Here is a 19,618-nt window from a genome sequence, read left to right as displayed (position 1 = left end):
CCCCCATGACCTGATGATCAAACAGGCGGCATGAACGACAACCGGGATTAGCTTAACTCAGCCGCCAAACTGTCCAAGAAGGCGGGACCACCTCAGTGCTCACCCTCTGCATACTGTGGTGGGCGCTTGGCGGCAGTGAGACCGTGCTTGCCTCTACCATGTCGATTGGCAGCTTCCTCCTCACCCAGATGGTGCTCAACCAGCAGCGCCGCCGCGAGCTCGCGCTGCAGATTAAGATCGACGAATTGATCCTCGCCAAGAGTGGCGCTCGCGACGAGTTGGCGGGGATCGAGCGCAAAACCGAGGACGAGATCGAGCAGCTTCGCGCAGGACGCGACATTGACGATTGATCGCCACGGCCTCGATGCGGATGGGCAGAGGCACAAGCCTGTGTTAACGCTGGCTTTGATGCGTGCTCACGACGCTCGGAATGCTCACCGATGATCGATTCGCCCGTCATCACCGAAGGCCGTCGGGACATATTGCCGCGGCTCAACGTCCGGGTCCACGGGACCGGGTCGCGCTCCATGATGTTCGCCCACGGCTTCGGCTGCGACCAGAACATGTGGCGACATGTTGCGCCGGCCTTCGAGGCGGACTTCCGCACGGTCCTGTTCGACTATGTAGGAGCCGGCGGTTCCGACCTCTCGGCCTATGATCCCCAAACCTATGACTCGCTTGACGGATATGCCGACGACATCGTCGCGCTCGCTCGCGCCCTCGACATCGTCGACGGCGTCTTCGTCGGTCATTCCGTCAGCGCGATGATCGGCATTATCGCCGCGCGGCGGGCACCCGGCCTGTTCTCCAAGCTCGTGCTGATCGGACCGTCGCCCTGCTACATCGACGACGGAGACTATGTGGGCGGGTTCAGCCGCGACCAGATCGACGAACTGTTGGACTTTCTCGACAGTAACCACCTTGGCTGGTCGCAGGCCATGGCGCCTGTCATCATGGGCAATGCCGACCGACCAGAACTCGGCGACGAGCTGGCCGGCAGCTTCTGCCGCACCGATCCCGAAATCGCCAAGCGCTTCGCCCGCACCACCTTCTTGTCCGACAACCGGGCTGATCTCGGTCCGCTCTCCGCGCAGGTGCTGATCCTGCAATGCCGAGAGGACGTTATCGCTCCCGTCAGCGTCGGAGAATATGTCCAGCGCGCGATCCCGGGGAGCGAGCTCGTCCTCCTCGATGCGACCGGCCACTGCCCCAATCTGAGCGCGCCCGTCGAGACGACTGCGGCGATCAAAGCCTTTGTCTGACGCGTCTCGACAGACGACGGCCACCGGACCCGAGGTGGCAGTGGACTTCGAAGATGTCTTCGAGACGGCGCCGTGCGGTTATGTCCTGGCCGACAAGGACGGCCGCATCACACACGCCAACCGGACTTTCGCCGCCTGGAGCGGCCGCTCCTCGGAGGAGCTCGTCGGAAGGCGCTTCTCGGATTTGCTCACGGTCTCCGGAAAGATTTTCTACGAGACCCATGTCGCCCCGACATTGCACATGCAGGGCAGCTTGAGCGAGGTCGCCTTCGAACTCGTTGGGGCGGACGGCACTCGAAAGCCCATGCTCGTCAACGTGGCCGAGACCCGACCTGATGGCGCGCCCGCCCAGATGCGGTTCGCTGCGTTCCTGGCGGTGGAGCGCAGGACATACGAGCGCGGGCTGCTCGACGCCCGCGATAAAGCGGAAGCGACGGTCGTCACCGAAAGGGCCGACTCTGAGCTGCGCGAGCAGTTCATAGCGGTGTTGGGCCATGATCTGCGCAACCCCCTCGCCTCGATCTCAAGCGGCATCCACATGCTCGAGAAGGAGAGCCTGAGCGACCGGGGGTCGAAGGTTGTCGGGCTGATGGGCGGTAGCATCGTTCGCGCCGCCGCCCTCATCGACAATGTGCTCGATTTCGCCCGCGGGCGGCTGGGCGGCGGGATGACGCTCCAGCGCGACGCCTCCGAGCCTCTCGAGCCCGTGCTGCGCCAGGTGGTCTCCGAGCTTCGATCAATCGCGCCAGGGCGGGCGATCAATGCGCACTATGATCTGGAGGAGCCCATCAACTGCGATCGCATGCGGATCGCGCAGCTGCTGTCCAACCTCCTCGGCAACGCGCTAACCCATGGCGCCAAGGACATGCCGGTATGGATCAAGGCGACGACGGCGGACGGCGAACTGGCGATCGCCGTCTCCAACGGTGGCCAGCCCATCCCTCCGGCCACGCTCCAACGTCTGTTCCAGCCCTTCTTCCGCGGCAATGACCGGCTCAAGCACGGGCTCGGTCTGGGACTGCACATTGCCTCCGAGATCGCGCGCGCGCATGGCGGCACGCTCGTTGCCCGTTCGGACCCTACGGCCACCACCTTCGTCTTCACGATGCCTCTTTCGCACTGAGGCGTCAGCTTCCTCCCTTTAATTATGAACCTCTGGCGCGCTGGGGCATTCACAGTGTCCGGGCACCTTCCCGGAAGAAAGCCCGAAATGCTTGAAAGAAAACCGCTTTCGACCGTCCTGATCGTGGAAGACGAGACACTCGTGCGCATGCACGGCTCCGACGTCCTCGGGGAGGCAGGCTTCGAGGTGATCGAGGCGGCCGACGCCGACGAGGCACTGGCGATCCTCGGCCAGCATGACGGCGTCCATCTGCTCTTCTCGGACATCGACATGCCCGGAAGCATGGACGGGCTGAAGCTTGCGCAATTGGTCCACGAGCGCTGGCCCCATATCCGACTGCTGCTGACATCGGGGCACTACCGCTTGGGCGATGGGGAGCTGCCAGCGGAAGGCCGGTTCCTGCGCAAACCTTGGAGACAGGACGCTTTGGTCGGGAGTATCCGGGATCTTCTGCAGGCCTGATCCCGACGATGAAACGGGCTGGCGTCCGAGCCACTCGGCCAACGTTTCCGCAGACGCTGGCAAACCGATGATGAAGATGTTCGCTAGCATCGCGGGATACTTCCAATCCGCCCATAGCACGTGCGCCGGCTAACATCCGCCTGCGTCTCGAGCATCATGAGCGCGAACTGGTCCGCTGAGCGCTCGAGGACGACACGGAAGGGCTATATCGCGGTGGGGCCTGCGCCCACCAAGCCGATGGACGGTTGCATGGCCGCAGAATGCATCGGCGCATGATCGTGCCGTCCTTCTCCAGCCAGTCGGGGAATATCGCCACGGAGCTAACCCATGCTATGATTTTTATTGAAAAAGCCACTTCGTAATCTAAGCCGAGAACGTCATCAAACAGGTGGGTAGTAGAAGACGCAAAGGTCCTACCGCATAATCATGCAGCATAACCTTCAAAAATGGCCGCCCGTTTCCATCCAGCTTTTCGCCGGATACTGGTCGATCCGCCGACATTTTCGAGAGATTAGCTCGTGCTATGGCTCGCCAATCGATGCCAGCTTCACCCCAGAACTGCGCTTCGCGCTCAGTCACATCGAAGAAGCTGTTCATTCCGCCGCGTGTTGCCCATGCGACACAGAAAGGCAGATTGCCTATTTGAGCGATATCAGCCATGCCGGTTCGGCAACAATCCTCAGGTTGCTCGCTAGAAGCAGACAGTCGCAACAGCTCCCAAAGCCTCATCGCGATATCAACATCGGTCGCAGAAACTTGATTGCCTGCCGCAGGCTCGTTATCCTGCGCGCAGTCGAGATGAGATGTTAACCGTCGGGTCTCGGCCGAAATGTCACTGAGGCTTATTTCGAGGTATTTCGGGAATATCGAAAGCGCAAAATCGTCGTAAATCAAACACTTGTCGACTGCATTCGAATCCCACCTCTTCCGCCACGCTGTCCGGCAGATTCTCGGGCTTATGCTTCCCGTGAAGCTCATCCGGCTGGCGGGAGACCAATGCAGCGTGCCACTTTGCCGCTGTGATCGATCCGATTGTCCCGGCCGGCAGTACCCGTTACGCATTCGGCATGACGAAGAGCCTCCATTCCACCGCCCTCGCCCTCTCGATTCTGCTCGCCGCATCCGCGACGGCGAAGGCACCGTCTTCCGCGGCCGTCACGCCGATGACGCCCGATGTGGTGGCGAGTTATGACGAGGTTCGCCCGGATGCGGACTATATCAAGCGTGTCGTGATGGTGCCGATGCGCGATGGGGTGAAGCTCTACACCGTCATCGTCATGAAGAAGGGGACGTCGAACGCCCCGATCCTGCTCTCGCGCACGCCTTACGACGCCAAGGGCTCCACGGCGCGGACGGCGAGCCAGAAGATCACCGAGATTCTGCCCGCGATGGATGCCGAGTTCGTCGAGGATAATTATATTCGCGTCTATCAGGACATTCGCGGCCTGCATCATTCCGAAGGCGAGTTCGTCATGACGCGGCCGATCATCGGCCCGCTCAATCACAGCAAGGTGGACGAATCCACCGACGCCTATGACACGATCGACTGGCTGGTGAAGCATGTGCCGGAAAGCAACGGCAAGGTGGGCGTGATCGGCAGCTCCTATCTCGGCTTCACCACCCTGATGGCGGAGATCAATCCGCATCCCGCGCTCAAGGCCGCCGTGCCGCAGAGCCCGATGGTCGACACCTGGATCGGCGACGACGATTTCCACAACGGCGCCTTCCGCGTCGGCAGCCTCGACTATTTCCTCGAGCAGAGCGTCGACAAGGGCGAGAGCGGTGCGAAGATTCCACGCGGCGCGGGCGACGACTACACCACCTATATCGAAGCCGGATCGATCGGCGACTTCGCGAGGAAATGGGGCATTCAGGACGTGCCCTCCGTCCGCAAGGTGATGGAGAACCCGGCCTATACCGATTTCTGGTCGCTCCAGGCGGTCGACAAGTGGATGGCCGCGCGTCCCCTCACCGTGCCGACCATGCTGGTCGTCGGCCAGTGGGATCAGGAGGACAGCTATGGCGCCCCGGCCGTCTATCGGGCGCTGGAGCCCAAGGACAGGAACAACGACATGGTGTCGCTGGTCATCGGGCCGTGGCGCCATTCGGGCGTCAACCATTACGGCTATGGCCTCGGCGCGTTGACCTTCACCGGCGACACGGCGCGGGAGTTCCGTGTCAAATATCTCAAACCCTTCTTCGATCATTATCTGAAGGGGGCGCCCGACCCGCATACGCCGCCGGTGCTCACCTATGCGACCGGCGAGAATCATTGGGACGTCTCACCCAAATGGCCGATGGGCACGTCGACGCCGCTCTATCTGGATGCGGATTTCCACGCCGGCTTTGCGACGCCCGGTGCGGAGGGGCATGACGATTACGTCTCCGATCCGTCCAGGCCGGTTCCCTTCCTGCCGCGCCCGGTGGACATGGCGGCGGGCGACCAGTGGAAGACATGGCTGGTGCATGACCAGCGCTTCGCCGATGGCCGGCCGGACGTGCTTTCCTACCAGACCGAGCCGCTCGCCAGGCCGGTTCACATCATGGGCGCACCGCAGGTCAATCTGTTCGCGGCGACCTCGGGCACGGACAGCGACTGGGTGGTGAAGCTGATCGACGTCGCGCCGAACACCACGCCCGAAGGCGAGGATCAGGGATCGAAGCCTGCCAATCCCGGCTATGAACTGCCGGTCGGCATCGAGATCTTCCGTGGACGCTATGTCCACAGCCTGTCGCAGCCCGCCGCGCTGACGCCGGGACAGGCGGAGAATTATCGTTTCAACCTGCCCAATGTGGATCATGTGTTCTTGTCGGGCCACCGCATCATGGTGCAGGTCCAGTCGAGCCTGTTCCCGCTCTATGATCGCAATCCGCAGACCTATGTGGACAATATCTTCAACGCCAAGCCGCAGGATTATCGGGCCGCCACGCAGAGCATCTACCATGGCGGCACACATGCCAGCTCCATCCTGCTGCCCATCGTGAGCGACGAGGAAGGCAAGACGGTGGCTGCCGCCGCGCGTTGATACGACCTCCCTTTCGGTGCCTCGATCAGTCAGCGGCGGAGGGCCTGCGATAGGCATGGGCACGCAGTTCCGCCAATGCCTCGCGCGTCCCCACGCATGGGCCGGTGGTGGCGAGCGCGATCACGGCGGGACGCGTCTCATCGATGCCGGCCCGCGCCAGCCCGTTCTGGCCGAAACGCTCCAGCACGGCGCGTATGCCGGCCGGATGCGGAGCCCATTTGCCGCGATAGCCGAAATAGACGGGGCCGTGGTCTCCTTGTTCGAGGTTGAAAAGGTCGTGCAGTTCACGCCCCCGATCTCCATTTCGCGCGATGAGGCGGCAATCGGCGCGCTCGGCCCGTACCGCGGGCACCGACAGGTCGCGATCCAGCGTGACGCGGAAACCTGTCGCCATCAATCGCCCGGCGATGTCGTCGTCCAGCCGCGCGTCGTCCACCTGCGCGGAATGGCGCTGCAACCAGATCTTGGGCGAGACGGACAGCCCCGTGAGCGCAGTCGCCAGCAACGCGCTACCGAGCCAGTTCGGCACGAATCCCTCCGAAGATGATAGCGCCTGCGGCGACGAAACTCAGCACGCCGAACAAGGCCCCTCCCCAGCCTGTATGAAGCAGGTCGAAATATTGAGGGAAGCGCGCCAGTGCCGCGAGACGCAGCACGTTCACCATCGCCATGGCCAGCGCGGCCAGCGCCCCGATCATCATCATGCGGCGCGTGTAATGGAGCCGCAGCATCTGCGTCAGCGTGACGAACAGCAGCACGGCCAGCGACATATTATGTACCGAAGAACAGCCGAGCGCGACATAGAGGCGGCCTCCGCCATGCAGCCCCACGACATTGCCCCGCACCGGCTCGCCGGCGATCAGCCCGGCCAGCCATGCGTCCAGTCCGAGCAGTTGCGGCCCCATCAGCGCGAGCAGAAAACGCCCCCAGATGAGAGGCCCGGTCAGCGCCAGCATCACGATCGCCATGCGGCGCGACGCGCTTTGGCCGGGTGACGTGACGGCGAGATAGGCACCGCCGAGCAGAAGCCCGATCGCGGCGGCGAAGTTGAAGGGAGCAAAGCTTAGCACCAGCACGAACGCGCAGATTGCCCGATCCATGCGCTTCGGCTCCGCCCGTTCGTCTTCCTGTGCGATGGCGAACAGGCTGTAGACGGCAAACCACACGATCGCGCTGACGCCGCCCAGATCGAGCAAGGCCGTGGCCACCGGCTTGGTGCTGAACGCGGTCGCGATCTTGCCCGCAAAGCCGTTGACCGAGGCCACGCCGCCGCTGATCGCGAAGAGGGCCGGCCTCGATAGCATCCCCATCCGTTGAGATGGAGCCCGCGCCAGGCCGATCGCGGACGGCGGGTTCATTTCCGCCTTACTTGCGGAGCTTGCGCAAGCCGTATCCGATCGCTCCGAACGCCAGCAGCCCGAGCCCGGCGATCGGCGCAGGCGTGCCGCGGGAGCCGCCTCCCCCGCCACTATGCCCCCCTCCCTCATGGCCTCCGCTACCGCCCTCGTCGTGACTTCCCCCGCCCTCATGACCACGATCGCCCCCGCGATCACCTGCGTGTTCGGCGCCGCGATCGCGCCCGCCGAAATAATCGCTGCCAGAACCCTTGTCGGCCAGCGCCGGAGTGGAGGCAAACGTCACCGTCAGGATCGACAGCGCGAATGCACGGCTCAAACCTCTGTTCATGGCCACCTCACCCATTGGCGGAGTGCGGACTGGGGAGGTGCCCCCGCCGAAGAGCCCTCTCATCCGGGACTGTAGGATGGAGGAGCGTCCGGGTGATCTATCGGGCGATATACGCCAGAGGGATAGCCGCCGTTCCCGGCTCCCGCCATGCTTGCGAATCCGCACTTTCCGGCCCCGGAACGATCGGAACCCGGCGATGCTGTGGCCGGGCAACGCGTTGGTATTAGCTCCGACGGAGCGATTACGCGTGGATGCGCCGCCCTTAAGATCGGCGCCCGACATAGCGAGGCGGGGTCATCACGGAACGCACGCTCCCATCTACGGGCGACATGCGCGCAGCGCCCTCCTTCCGTGCGCCGGGCGGCCCGATGGGGCAGGCTCCGCATATTGCGATCTGGCGCCCGCTCCAGCGGCTCAGGGCGGCACTCGCGGATATCTGTTATGACGCCCAGCCCGAAGACCTGATTAACGTCTCCCGTCTTCTCACCTCGTCCTTCGCGCTGATCGCGGTGTATCTCGATCCCACGACCCCGACGATGGATGTCGAGGAGAGCTACACGATCCTGATCGCCTATGTGCTTTTCTCGATCGGAGCCGCTCTCTTCCTGAACCGGCGGCCGAGACAGCACCTGCTCCATATCGCCACCACCTCGGTGGACGTTATCATGCTGGGGCTGCTGGCGCATTATTCCGAAGAGCTGGAAAGCCCCTATTTCGCCTTCTTCACCTTCACGCTGGTGACGACTGCGATCCGATGGGGATGGCGGGGCGTGCTGGCCACGGCGTGCGCGCTGCAATGCCTGCTGCTCATCGTCGGCATTCCCGATCTTCACGACGGCGGCCCGTCGGCGCTCAATGTCCTCATCATGCGCTCGGTGTTCTGCTGGGTCACGATGCTGATGCTCGGCTATTTCGGGAGCTATCGCGCCCGCAGCGAATATCGGCTGAGCAAGCTCGCCGCCTGGCCGCACGACATCATCACCGAGGACAACCGGCCCTGGCTGTCCGCTTCCCTGCAACATGCTTCCAATGTGCTCGGCACGCACCGGATCGTCGTCATCTGGCAGGATCATGACCAGCAGACAGCCGAACTGGCGTGGTGGACGGGAGAGGAATGCCGCTTCGCAGAGGGGATCACGCTTCCGGCAGGCATTCTCCGTCCGTCCGAGGACGAACTGCCGACCGCCATCAAGGATCGCGAATATCGCGATCGGCTGGAACTGCTCAATGCGGCGTTGCCCCGGATATCGGACAATCTGCGCGATCTGCTGCACGTCGACCGCGATCAGGCCATCCACTTCGCGACATTCAGAAGCATCCGATACAGCGGCAGCGTGATCGTCATCAACCCGGCGTTCCGGGACGAGAATATCGGCGCGCTCACCAAGATCATCGCCTCTCGTATCGCGCTGATGCTGGAGCAGTTTTCGCTGATCGGTGAACTCGCGTCCGCAGCCGGCCTGCGCGAGCGGATGCGTCTGGCGCGCGATCTGCATGACAGCGTGCTCCAGGATCTGACGGCAGCCGTCCTCCAGCTCGAAGCGGCGGTGAAGATTCCGCCGGCGGAAGCAAGCGACACGCTCACGAGGATACAGGGACTGCTCCAGGCCCAGCAGCGGCGCCTGCGGCACTTCGTGAACGACAGCCGCCGCCAGCGCCCACCGAGCCACGGCCTCGCCGAGCAACTCCAGGCCTTCGTCGAACCCCTTGGCAGCCAGTGGAACTGCAACATGAGGATCGACGTGAGCCCGCCCGATCTGAACGTCACCGACGACATCGCGACCGAGCTATGCCTCGCGCTATCGGAGGCGACAGCCAACGCCGCGAAGCATGGCGCCGCCGATACGGTGGTCATCGCGGTCATGCGGCAGGAGCAGGAACTGCTCGTCGAGATTTCCAACGACGGCGCGCCCTGCACCTCCTATCCGAAGTCGACCTCGCTCGGCCGCCGGGTCGAGGAGATGGGCGGCGTTATCGCGATCGCGGATCGGGCGAGCGGCTTCTCGCTACGGATGACGATCCCTATGGACAGGCCGCGGCGATGACGTCGCTGCTCCTCTGCGACGATCATCCGCTGATCGTCGGCGGCCTGCGCGCGCTGATCGGAGGCCATCCGAACTATGAGATCGTGGGCACCACCTGTTCGGGCGAGGAGGCGCAGCGTCTCCTCGCCCGGCAGCCGCCCGATATCGCTCTCCTCGACATATTGATGCCGGAGATCACGGGCATCGATCTGCTGAAATGGATCAACCGCGAGCGCTTGCCCGTGAAGGTCGTCCTGTTGACGGCGAGCATATCGGATGCGGAGATCATCGATGTCATCGCCGCCAACGTGGCCGGCATCCTGCTCAAGGAAAGCGCGTTCGAGACGCTGATCCATTGCCTCGACACGGTGGCCAGGGGGCGGCGCTGGCTTCCGCCGGATCTCGTCCAGCCCGCGATCGCGCGGAGCCGTTCGGTCAGCCGGGACATATCGCCCTATGACCAGCTCACCCGGCGGGAAGCCGATGTCGCCCGGCATATCGTGGAAGGCCGCTCCAATCGCGATATCGCCGCGGCTCTGGGCATTTCCGAAGGCACGGTGAAGATCCACCTCCACGCGATCTATTCGAAGCTCGGCGTCGATAATCGGACGGCCGTGGCCATCATGCTCATGCGGCGGGAGCCGAGAAGAGCGATGATCGAACGGATCGCGCTATGATCCGCCGCCCTCACCAGCCCGGATGCCCCCTTAGGGTTATATCGCGGGATAGATTTCCGGGGCGCTGTTCCGATCTAGGGTCCGCGCATGGTCACGCGATGGCGGAGCCCGTGTTGGGCGGGCGGGCAGACGGGGGGCCGGCAGGATCGGAGCGGCGCGATTGGCAAGGCGGGGGCATCCGCATGGGAAGCTGCACGCCGCTCCGACGAAAGATCAGCGACGTTCCGCGAAAGACCCGGATGAGGGGCACGCCGTGACGCACAACCTGTCGATCGAGGCTCCGGGAGCGCCCTCCATATGGCAGGAGGCGACATCTGGCGATTTGGCGGCTCATCCGCACCAGCCTGCCTGCCAATATTGCGGCGATGCGCTCCATGTCACCTGGGCGGACCTCGGCCTCCAACCGCTCGCCAACGACTATCGCGCGGACGCCGCCGCCGCCCGACGGGAACCGGTATTCCCGCTCCATGCCCGCTTCTGCACGTCCTGCTATCTCGTGCAGGTCGGGTCGGCGGTGCCGAGAGAGGCGATCTTCTCCGATTACGCCTATTTCTCCTCCTATTCCGCGAGCTGGCTGGAGCATTGCGCCCGTTATGCGGATGCGATGATCGCCCGCTTCGGACTGGGGCCATCCAGTCTCGTCGTCGAGATCGCCAGCAACGACGGATATCTCCTCCAATATTTCGCGCGGGCGGGCGTTCCCGTTCTGGGGATCGATCCGGCCGAGAATATCGCCCGCGTCGCCAACGCCGCCGGCATCCCCACCGAGGTCGCCTTCTTCGGCACGGAGACCGCCGCCGGCCTGATCCATCGTGGGATCGGGGCGGATCACATCTCGGCCAAGAATGTGCTGGCTCATGTACCCGACATCGCCGATTTCGTGCGCGGAGTCGCCATCCTGCTGAAAAATCAGGCGGTCTTCACCGTCGAGTTCCCCCATCTCCTGCGCACGATGCTGGGGCTCCAGTTCGACCAGATCTATCATGAGCATTTCAGCTATCTGTCCCTGATCGCGGTCCAGCGCATCTTCGAGGATCAGGGGCTGCGCATCTTCGACGTGGAGCAACTCCTCACGCATGGCGGCTCGCTGCGGGTCTATGCCTGCCACCGGGGTGCCGCACACGCCGAGACGGAACGGGTGGCACAACTCCTCCATGCCGAAAAGGAAGCTGGCCTCCATCGGGAAGAGGCATATCGAGGCTTCGAAAGGAAGCTGAAGCGCGTCCGCCGGGATTTTCTGGACTTCATCGCATCGCTGCGTGCATCGGGGAAGACGATCATCGGCTATGGCGCGGCGGCCAAGGCCAACACTTTCCTCAACTATTGCGGCGCGGGGCCGGAGACGCTCGCCTATATCGCCGACCGGAGCCCATCGAAGACCGGGCATTTCATGCCGGGAAGCGGCATCAGGATCGCTGAGATCAGCGAGATCGAACGGACACGCCCCGATTATGTCCTCATCCTGCCGTGGAATCTCCGGCAGGAGATCGTCGGCGAACTCGGCTTCATTCGCGGCTGGGGCGGTCGGTTCGTGACGGCCATCCCCGCCATCGAAATCTTCTAGGCCGATATGGACCGGGTGCTCGTCACCGGAGCAAACGGCTTCGTCGGATCGGCGACCCTCGCCTTTCTCCGCGCGCAGGGCTGCGAAATCCATTGCATCGGCCGCACTATGCCTGACGCGCCGGATGTCCTTTTCCATCGGTTCGACCTGCTCACCGAAAATCCGACGGACACTCTGCGGGCGATCGCTCCGACGCATCTGCTCCACGCCGCCTGGCATGGGGATCGAGCGTCGATCTGGAATGCCCCGGCGAATGCCCTCTGGATCGAAGCGACGTTGCGTCTGCTCCGGGCTTTCGGGCGAAGCGGCGGGATGCGTGCCGTCCTGTTGGGCAGCGCGGCGGAATATAGCTGGCAACAGCCCTGTCTCGATGAACGGCGTACCCCGCTGGAGCCTGCCACGGCCTATGGTCGGGCCAAGCGCGATCTGTTCCTTGCTGTCTCAGACGACGAATTTTCCGACCTGTCGATCGGCTGGGGCCGGCTCTTCTGGCTCTTCGGTCCCGGCGACAAGGGCGACAAGCTGCTCTGCCACGTCATCGACGCGCTGGCCGAGGGGCGACCGGTCCATTGCACGGCAGGCCATCAGATCCGGCCGTTCATCTATATCGAGGATGCGGCCCGAGCGATCGTCGCGCTGTTGTTCTCAGGCGTCGAAGGGGCCGTGAACATCGCTCTGGAAGAGGTGGCGTCGGTCCAGACAGTCGCGATGACGGCGGCCCGATATCTCGGCGCTCCCCATTCGATCCATTTCGGCGAGCAGGAGATGCGCCGTGGCGAGCCGGATGAACTGCGTGCCGCCGTCGATCGCCTGTGCCGGGAGGTCGGTTTCCGGCCGCGTTATTCCATCGCCGAAGGAGTCCGCAGGACGGTGAACGAGAGGATGTTGCATCACCACCATCGTCCGCTGCCCGCCGCCTGTTATACGCAATAGCCTGCCGTCGATCGCGTCCGCCTGCCGTAAACTGCCCGTGGCTGATCGAGGAAGAAGCACGATGCCCGTCATCACCATCGTCTCGCCCTGCTATCAGGAGGAGGACAATGTCGAACGGTGCTACGAGACGGTCAGGCGTCTCTTCGAGGAGGCCCTTCCCGGCTATCAGCGCGAGCATATCTTCGCCGACAATGCATCGACCGACGCGACCGTGGCGGTCCTGCGGGGCATCGCCGAGCGTGATCCCGCGGTCAAGGTGATCGTCAATGCCCGGAATTTCGGGCTTTTCCGATCAACCTTCAACGCCCTCAAATATGCCACCGGCGACGCGGTCCTGCTGATGCTGCCGGTCGACCTTCAGGATCCGCCGGAACTGATCCCCGAATTCGTGCGGCTGTGGGAGCAAGGGTATCAGGTGGTGGCAGGCTCTCGCGGCGACCGCGAGGAAGGGGCGATCATGCGCTCCGTCCGTAGATTGTTCTACGGCATCGTGAACCGGCTGGCGGATTTCGAGATCCCCGAGAATGTCGGCGAGTTCCAACTCGTCGACCGCCAGGTTCTGACCGCGATCCTCGATCACCACGATCAATATCCCTATATTCGCGGCATTGTCGCCGCCGTCGGTTTTCGCCGGATCATCGTCCCCTATCGCTGGGCGAGGCGGGAACGGGGGCGGTCGAAGCTGCGGCTGCTGTCGCTGATGGATCAGGCGCTCAACGGGATATTCGCCTTCTCCAGCGCTCCGATGCGCGCGGCGACGCTGGTGGGCTTCACGCTTTCCGGCCTGTGCATCCTCTATGCGCTGCTGATCTTCGCCGCTTATTTCATCGCGCCGGTGCATGTGCCGCGCGGAACGACCACGCTGCTTGTGGCGGTGCTCTTCCTGTCGGGGGTGCAGATCGCCTTCACCGGGATGCTCGGCGAATATGTCACCGCGATCCATGCGCAGGTTCGCCGCGGGCCGGCCGTCGTCGAACAGGAACGGATCAATATCGCGGAAGCGCCCGCCCCGTTCCGGCAGCCCGAAGCATCGGGCTTGCCGGAGGCGAGGAAGGCTTCCAACGCCCGCTGGCCGAGCCGGTAACGCGGCCAGCGTTTCCCCTGGCGGGCTTCAGCCGTGCCAGGCCGAACCGCGGATGACATGGCAGAAGTTGCCGCGATGGAAATGCGGCTCCTTGTCGGCGATGACATCCGCTTTCACGTTGCCGAACGTCGTATCCGGCTTGTGCTTGATGCCGTCGTAGAAGGCCTGGATGATGTCCTCCTTGAACGCCGGCGTGCGCGGGAAAGCGCGAACCACGGCCTCCCGCTCCGCATCCGAATATTCGCCATAGGCCAGGCCCAGCACATCCATCTCCACGCCGGCCGTCAGAAGGGATACGACGGGATGCATATGGACTGGAACGCCCGGCGTCGTGTGCAGGGCGATCGCCGTCCAGACGGTGTAGGCGTCGGCCTCCGAAATCCCATGGCTGCGCAGAAAATCGCGGGCCGCATGGGCGCCATCGACTTCGAACCGCTCATGCGCGCTGGAATGGCTCGGCATCAGCCCGACGTCATGAAACATGGCGCCCGCATAGAGCAGTTCCCGATCGAAGCTGAGATCGCGACGCAGCCCCGCCAGCGCGCCGAAATGATAGACGCGGCTGGAATGGTTGAAGAGCAGTTCAGTCTCGGTGTCCCGGACGAACTCCGTGATCGCCCGTGCGAGCTTGCTGTCGGGGATGGCGGCGGCGGGATCGATCTTCGACATGGCAGTCCTCCAACGATGTTGTGAGGCACTTCCTATCGTGGATCGGATGTGGCACTTTATGATGTAGAACTGCATTTTCTGCCAAATTGCTTCGGATACGGACTCGGATGATGAAACCTCGGCGGATCGGGATCGTGGCGATCGAAGGCGTGCAACTGCTCGATGTGGCCGGCCCCGCCGATGTGTTCGCGGAGGCCAATGTCCGGGCCGGGCGGACGGAATATGAGGTGCGGGTGCTCGCCGTGACGCCCGGCACGATCAGCGCCTCGTCGGGTATGCGCCTGACGCCGGACGATGTGCTCGGTCAGGGGCATCCTCCTTTCGACACCTTGTTGGTCGCCGGCGCACCGCACCTCGATCGACGGGCGCGGGACGAGCGTCTTCTCGAACGGCTGAGGACGGAGGCCGTCGCCGCAAGGCGCTTCGGTTCGGTCTGCACCGGGGCCTTCCTTCTGGCTGGAACCGGGCTGCTGGATGGGCGCCGGGTGACCACGCACTGGGAGATCGCCGATCGGTTCGCGCAGGCCTTTCCGGCCGTCATGCTGGAAGCGGACTCTATCCACGTCCGCGACGGCCCCGCCCGGACAGCCGCGGGTGTGACGGCGGGCCTCGATCTGGCGCTGGCACTCGTCGAGGAGGATCTGGGCTCGGATCTGGCGCGACAGGTGGCGAGCCAGCTCGTCATGTATTTCCGCCGTCCGGGCGGGCAGCTCCAATATAGCCGGGAACGCCATGCCGCGCCGGCCGGGCGATCGGCGCTGCAAGACGTTCAGCGCTGGGTGATCGCCCATCCCCAAGCCGACCACGGCGTCCCCGAGCTGGCGGAACGGGCAGGCATGAGCCCTCGCCATTTCGCGCGCCTGTTCCGCAGCGAAGTCGGCGCGACCCCATCTGTCTGGGTGGAAAGCGTGAGGGTGGAGGCAGCGCGCAGGCTGCTCGAAGCGGGGCATCCGCCGAAACTCGCCGGCTCCCAATCCGGCTTTCGCGACGTGGAGACGTTCCGCCGGGCATTCCAGCGCCGGCTGGGTGTGTCCCCTGCTGCTTATCGCAATGGACATGCCGCAGAACCGGCGGCGGTGAGCTAGGCCGGCACGAACCTTCAGTGCGTCAGTATGAAGGGGATGCGGACCTTGCCCTGCACCATGACCGGCGCGCCATTGCGGACGATCGGAGCCCAACGCCACTTGCGGACGGCGGCCAGCGCCGCCTGATCGAGCCGATCCGAACCGCTGCTTTCCGCCACCGAGATCGTCGACACCGAACCGTCGGTCGAAAGGATCAGGGAGAGCACCACAGTGCCTTGCTCATGCCGCCGCCGGGATTCCAAGGGATAGCTCGGCGGCTTGGCGGAGATCATCCTGGACGAGAGATCGCCGCCATCGGCCACGGTTGGCGCCGGGGCTGAGACCGGGGCCGGAGGGCCTGCCGACGCGACGGGCGGCGGCACGACCACCGCGGGAACGGCTATGGGTGTCGTCGCGATCGTGGCTGGCGGCGCGCGCATTGTCACGACCGGAGGCGGCACGACGATCTGCGGATGAACCGGCGTCGGCTCGACGCGCGGCTGAACCCTCTGCTGATGCGGAGGTGGCGGCGGCGTAGAGGCCAGCGAGATCATGAGGAGCTTTTCGGCTTTCCTCGGCGCCACCCCGACATTCATGTAGAGCAGGGCCGAGATCAGTCCGCCGACCATCAGCAGCGAACCGATCGCCGCCGGACCGGAAGCACGCGACGAAGGCTGATAGGTCGAACGGGGTTGCGGCGCCACGAGGCCGCGCGGCGATCGCGTGTCGGCCGGAGCTTGCCGGGTCTCTTCCGCCTCGAGCGGCAGCGATGCGGGCTTGATATCGAAAATAGCCGCTTCCCCTGAACTCAGGGCCAGCTCCCCAGCCTGCCCCATGGCGCTAATGCGATCCATTCGCATACTCCGCCGATGGCCCGCCGTCGAGTGCAAGTTCGCGAAGACGCGGGTCGGATTGTCGGGACAGCCATTCGTCCATCTGCGCCATGAAGCGCGGGGTGGCCGTTTCGGGCACACGCCGGAGCCAGCCGAGCGCCTCCTCGATCCGGCCATCGTCGATCAGCATCCGGGCATGGTTGAACTGGCCCCGGAAATCGCCGCCCTCGGCCGCCCGCGCATAATGGCGGGCCGCGCTCGCCCGATCAGACGGAACCGTCCAGCCGTCTTCATGGAAACTGCCGATCATGTTCATCGACTTGGCATGGCCCTTTGCCGCAGCCTCCCGGAAAATCGTCAGCGCACGCGACAAGTCCTGCGGCACGCCTTGCCCGAGCGACAGCAGGGTCGCGAGATTGTAGAGCCCCCAGTCGAGGCCTCGATCGGCGGCGGCCTCGTACCATTGGGCCGCCCTCCCCTTGTCGACCGGCGTGCCCCAGCCATGTTCCAGGCAACGGCCGACCATGTTCATGCCCATGGGATGCCCGGCCCTGGCCGCATCGCCGAACCAGCGCAGTGCCTCCTCCGGGCGACGGGGCGCCCCTCGCCCGTCGAGCAGCATCTGCCCGAGCAGGAGCTGCGCTTCGACCGCACCACCTTCGGCCGCCGTGCGCAGCAGAGGCGCAAGCGCCTCGGGCGGCCCCGAAAGCGTGGCCCGGAGCGCATCCGCATTCATGGTGTTGAGCGTTTCGAGATCGGCCATGGTCTGATCCTGCGGGGCGGCACGTTGGAACGCGCCGCCCCTCAACATGCCTCAGTAGCGGACGCTGAGCGTGCCGATCACGGTCCGTCCCGCCGCCTGATGGGCATAATGGGTCGGATAGGCCTGATCGAAATAGCGCTTGTTGGTGAGGTTGAGCGCATTCAGGCGCAGGCCGATCTGATCGGTCAACTGATAGGAGGCATTGGCGTCGAAACGCCAATAGTCCGGCACATAGGTAGCGCGCGTCTTGGTGACGACCACCGCACCGTTCTGGATCGTGCGCTGATCCGAGAAGCCGCCATAGACCTTGCCCATGTAGATCACGCCGCCACCGACGGTCAGCTTGTGCGTGACGTTGTAGTTGGTGAAGGTCGTGAAGCTGTACTTCGGCGTATTCGGGAACGGATGCCCGGTGGCCGCAGCCGGAGCCGTCAGCGTGACGCCGTTCACGGTCGTCGCGGTCAGGCCGGCGTCGAGCACCTTCGACGGCATGTAGACATAGCCGCCGAAGACGTTCCACTCGGGCGTGATGTTGCCGTTGTAGGAAAGCTCCACGCCCCGGACGCGCTTGGTGCCGAGATAGGAGAGCGTGCCGTCCGGGTTGGTCGTGCGAGCATTCGCCGTCCGCGTCTGGAACAGGTCGAGCGTCAGCGCGAGATTGTTGTCGAACAGATCCCATTTGGTGCCGACTTCATAGGAGGTCGTCTTCTGCACCTTGAAGGTGTTGGGATCGATATTGGCGGTGGTGAGGGTATTGTCCTCCGAACCCTGCGACAGGAACGACCCCGGCGGGATCGCCGAGCGCGACGTCGAGAAGTAGATGCTGCCATTGGCCATCGGCTTGACGACGACGCCCGCCTGATAGGTCCAGAGGTTGTTCTTCTTGTTGATCCAGTTCCGCGACGTGGTGGCGGTCGCTGCGAGCGCCGGGCTGGCGCTCGTCGAGAAGCGATCGTAACGGCCGCCGAGGTTGAACAGCAGCCAGTCGGTGACGGTGACCGTGTCGAACAGCGAGGCCGAATAATTGCCCGCGTGCGACAGCGTCTGCGTCTTGGGCAGGCTCTTCACGATCGGCGTCGGAATGGTCGACGTATCCGACGTGTAGCTGACCCACGGATCATAAGGGTTGGGGTTTGCGACAGACGTGCAATAATAGCGCGCGACGGTATCCGCGTTGCAGCGCGGGTTGATCGTCGAGCCAGTGGCGATCGCCGTGCCGGTGGCGGCATTGGACACGAACGATCCATAAGCCGACTGCTGCCAGTTATATTCGAGGCTGCCGGTGATGCTGTGCTTGAGCCCGCCCGTCTTGAACTTGCCGCTCAGTTCGGTCTGATTGGTCAGCCCCTCATAATAACCGTAGCGCTGGTTGACCCGCCGCCAGACCTGACCGGTATTGCCGACATTGCCCTGGGAATCATCGGGCATCGTCCAAAGATACGCCTGATAGGTGCGCGAATAACGCGAAACGTTTCGGATGGTGAAACCGTTATCGAACTCATGCTGGAAACGTATCGTGGCTTCATTGACATTGGTCTTACGGAAATCGCGATCGACCAGCCCGTAAAAGGCATTGCGGGGCACGTCGATCGTCTGCCCGTCAACCGTGGTGAAGTGTCTCGCCGGGCCGACCTGGGTCACACCGGCCGGCTCGTTCCCGATCGTATAAGTATAGGGAATGCCGCCATCCGGCAGCTCGGTCGTGTGGAGATGATAATAGTCGAACGTCAGGCTGGTCGGGCCGTTCAGCCCGAAGGTGATCGACGGCGCCACGCCCCAGCGCTTCTGATAGACCGGCCCGCGCCCGGCAACGCCCTGATCGTGATACATCGCGTTCAGCCGAACGCCGATGAAGTCGTTGAGCGGCTGATTGATATCGACGGTCGCGCGCTTGTAGTCGTCGCTGCCGTAGCTGCCCTCGGCCTGGATGAAGCGTTCGGTCGTGGGGCGCTTGCTGATGATGTTGATCGAGCCGCCAGCATTGCCGCTGCCGTTGGTGACGCCGTCCGAGCCCTTCACCACCTCGATCGAGGCGACGTCGAACGTCTCGCGGGTCGAGGCGCCGATGTCGCGCACGCCGTCGAGGTAGAGCGAGTTCTGGCTGTCGAAGCCACGGATGAAGGGGCGGTCGCCGAGCGGATTGCCGCCCTCGCCCGCCCCCATGGTGATGCCGGGAATGGTGCGGAGCGCCTCGGTCAGCGTGGTCGACGCCGTATCCTTCAGCACCTGCGCGGGAATGACGGTGATCGAACGCGGCGTATCGACCAGCGGCGCGGTGGCCTTCAGCGAGTCGAGCCGATCGGTCTTGTAGCTGCCCTCGTTGATCGCCGTGTCCGTGACCGTGACGCCGCCGAGGTTGGTCGATTTGTCTCCATCCGCCTGGGCAGACTGCGCGTGGGCCGGGAATGCCGACGAGATCATGCCGACGCAGCCGAGCGCAAGATAACT

The 19,618-nt window shown here is 64.1% G+C and carries 19 protein-coding genes; 11 read left to right on the top strand and 8 right to left on the bottom strand.

The features are described 5' to 3' along the window. Positions 1-158: 158 nt before the first annotated feature. The 4 genes from FHS98_RS04015 (at position 159) to FHS98_RS04000 (ending at position 2,847) form a co-directional block, all read left to right on the top strand. Positions 159-350 carry a low affinity iron permease family protein gene (locus tag FHS98_RS04015; protein WP_167100117.1) on the top strand — a complete coding sequence of 64 codons (192 nt, stop codon included), beginning with the start codon at positions 159-161 and terminating at the stop codon, positions 348-350. Positions 351-440: 90 nt separating this feature from the next. After that, on the top strand, positions 441-1,262 hold the full coding sequence (locus FHS98_RS04010; protein WP_243847826.1) for an alpha/beta fold hydrolase: 822 nt from the start codon (positions 441-443) through the stop codon (positions 1,260-1,262). A 40-nt stretch (positions 1,263-1,302) separates the two neighbouring features. Beyond that, a complete protein-coding gene (locus tag FHS98_RS04005) occupies positions 1,303-2,385 on the top strand; it encodes a PAS domain-containing sensor histidine kinase (RefSeq protein ID WP_208401932.1) in 1,083 nt (360 codons plus the stop codon). A 24-nt stretch (positions 2,386-2,409) separates the two neighbouring features. Further along, the gene (locus FHS98_RS04000; RefSeq protein ID WP_243847824.1) at positions 2,410-2,847 is read left to right on the top strand and encodes a response regulator; all 438 of its coding nucleotides are present in this window, start codon (positions 2,410-2,412) and stop codon (positions 2,845-2,847) included. Between the two features lie 363 nt (positions 2,848-3,210). Here FHS98_RS04000 and FHS98_RS03995 read toward each other — a convergent pair whose 3' ends face one another. Further along, complete coding sequence (locus FHS98_RS03995; protein ID WP_167100111.1) at positions 3,211-3,741, bottom strand: hypothetical protein; 531 nt, start codon at positions 3,739-3,741, stop codon at positions 3,211-3,213. A 173-nt stretch (positions 3,742-3,914) separates the two neighbouring features. Here FHS98_RS03995 and FHS98_RS03990 point away from each other — a divergent pair, with 173 nt between their 5' ends. Then, on the top strand, positions 3,915-5,873 hold the full coding sequence (locus FHS98_RS03990; protein WP_167100108.1) for a CocE/NonD family hydrolase: 1,959 nt from the start codon (positions 3,915-3,917) through the stop codon (positions 5,871-5,873). 25 nt (positions 5,874-5,898) lie between these two features. Here FHS98_RS03990 and FHS98_RS03985 read toward each other — a convergent pair whose 3' ends face one another. The 3 genes from FHS98_RS03985 to FHS98_RS03975 all read right to left on the bottom strand — a co-directional run bounded on the left by FHS98_RS03985 (position 5,899) and on the right by FHS98_RS03975 (position 7,559). Continuing rightward, positions 5,899-6,402: a hypothetical protein gene (locus FHS98_RS03985; RefSeq protein WP_167100106.1), complete on the bottom strand. Its 504-nt coding sequence runs from the start codon at positions 6,400-6,402 to the stop codon at positions 5,899-5,901. Further along, complete coding sequence (locus tag FHS98_RS03980; RefSeq protein ID WP_167100103.1) at positions 6,383-7,177, bottom strand: archaeosortase/exosortase family protein; 795 nt, start codon at positions 7,175-7,177, stop codon at positions 6,383-6,385. The genes FHS98_RS03985 and FHS98_RS03980 overlap by 20 nt, the downstream gene beginning before the upstream one ends. A 61-nt stretch (positions 7,178-7,238) precedes the next feature. Next, positions 7,239-7,559, bottom strand: coding sequence for a hypothetical protein (locus FHS98_RS03975; protein WP_167100100.1), 321 nt, complete (start codon positions 7,557-7,559; stop codon positions 7,239-7,241). 329 nt (positions 7,560-7,888) lie between these two features. Here FHS98_RS03975 and FHS98_RS03970 point away from each other — a divergent pair, with 329 nt between their 5' ends. The 5 genes from FHS98_RS03970 (at position 7,889) to FHS98_RS03950 (ending at position 13,841) form a co-directional block, all read left to right on the top strand. After that, a complete protein-coding gene (locus FHS98_RS03970; protein ID WP_167100097.1) occupies positions 7,889-9,604 on the top strand; it encodes a sensor histidine kinase in 1,716 nt (571 codons plus the stop codon). Further along, positions 9,601-10,260, top strand: coding sequence for a response regulator (locus FHS98_RS03965; protein ID WP_167100095.1), 660 nt, complete (start codon positions 9,601-9,603; stop codon positions 10,258-10,260). The genes FHS98_RS03970 and FHS98_RS03965 overlap by 4 nt, the downstream gene beginning before the upstream one ends. Before the next feature lie 253 nt (positions 10,261-10,513). Further along, positions 10,514-11,824 carry a methyltransferase domain-containing protein gene (locus tag FHS98_RS03960; protein ID WP_341786019.1) on the top strand — a complete coding sequence of 437 codons (1,311 nt, stop codon included), beginning with the start codon at positions 10,514-10,516 and terminating at the stop codon, positions 11,822-11,824. A gap of 6 nt (positions 11,825-11,830) precedes the next feature. After that, positions 11,831-12,757: an NAD-dependent epimerase/dehydratase family protein gene (locus tag FHS98_RS03955; RefSeq protein WP_167100092.1), complete on the top strand. Its 927-nt coding sequence runs from the start codon at positions 11,831-11,833 to the stop codon at positions 12,755-12,757. Between the two features lie 61 nt (positions 12,758-12,818). Next, positions 12,819-13,841: a glycosyltransferase family 2 protein gene (locus FHS98_RS03950; protein WP_167100089.1), complete on the top strand. Its 1,023-nt coding sequence runs from the start codon at positions 12,819-12,821 to the stop codon at positions 13,839-13,841. 27 nt (positions 13,842-13,868) lie between these two features. Here FHS98_RS03950 and FHS98_RS03945 read toward each other — a convergent pair whose 3' ends face one another. Beyond that, positions 13,869-14,510 (bottom strand): HD domain-containing protein, encoded by a 642-nt coding sequence (locus FHS98_RS03945; protein ID WP_167100086.1) that lies wholly within the window; start codon positions 14,508-14,510, stop codon positions 13,869-13,871. A gap of 107 nt (positions 14,511-14,617) precedes the next feature. Between FHS98_RS03945 and FHS98_RS03940 the strand changes: the two genes are divergently transcribed. After that, the gene (locus FHS98_RS03940) at positions 14,618-15,595 is read left to right on the top strand and encodes a GlxA family transcriptional regulator (RefSeq protein WP_167100081.1); all 978 of its coding nucleotides are present in this window, start codon (positions 14,618-14,620) and stop codon (positions 15,593-15,595) included. A gap of 14 nt (positions 15,596-15,609) precedes the next feature. On the opposite strand, the gene FHS98_RS03935 is transcribed toward FHS98_RS03940, so the two are convergent. Genes FHS98_RS03935 through FHS98_RS03925 form a run of 3 tightly spaced genes read right to left on the bottom strand, consistent with a single transcriptional unit; the run spans position 15,610 to position 19,591 of the window. Continuing rightward, positions 15,610-16,464, bottom strand: coding sequence for an energy transducer TonB (locus FHS98_RS03935; protein WP_167100078.1), 855 nt, complete (start codon positions 16,462-16,464; stop codon positions 15,610-15,612). Next, positions 16,415-17,170 carry a tetratricopeptide repeat protein gene (locus tag FHS98_RS03930; protein ID WP_167100075.1) on the bottom strand — a complete coding sequence of 252 codons (756 nt, stop codon included), beginning with the start codon at positions 17,168-17,170 and terminating at the stop codon, positions 16,415-16,417. The genes FHS98_RS03935 and FHS98_RS03930 overlap by 50 nt, the downstream gene beginning before the upstream one ends. A gap of 51 nt (positions 17,171-17,221) precedes the next feature. Further along, on the bottom strand, positions 17,222-19,591 hold the full coding sequence (locus tag FHS98_RS03925) for a TonB-dependent receptor (protein ID WP_208401931.1): 2,370 nt from the start codon (positions 19,589-19,591) through the stop codon (positions 17,222-17,224). Positions 19,592-19,618: the final 27 nt, after the last annotated feature.

The organism is Sphingomonas oligoaromativorans, from assembly GCF_011762195.1.
Lineage (GTDB): Bacteria > Pseudomonadota > Alphaproteobacteria > Sphingomonadales > Sphingomonadaceae > Solisphingomonas > Solisphingomonas oligoaromativorans.
Note: the sequence above shows the minus strand (reverse complement) of the source record. Positions and strands in the feature narration are given on the sequence as shown.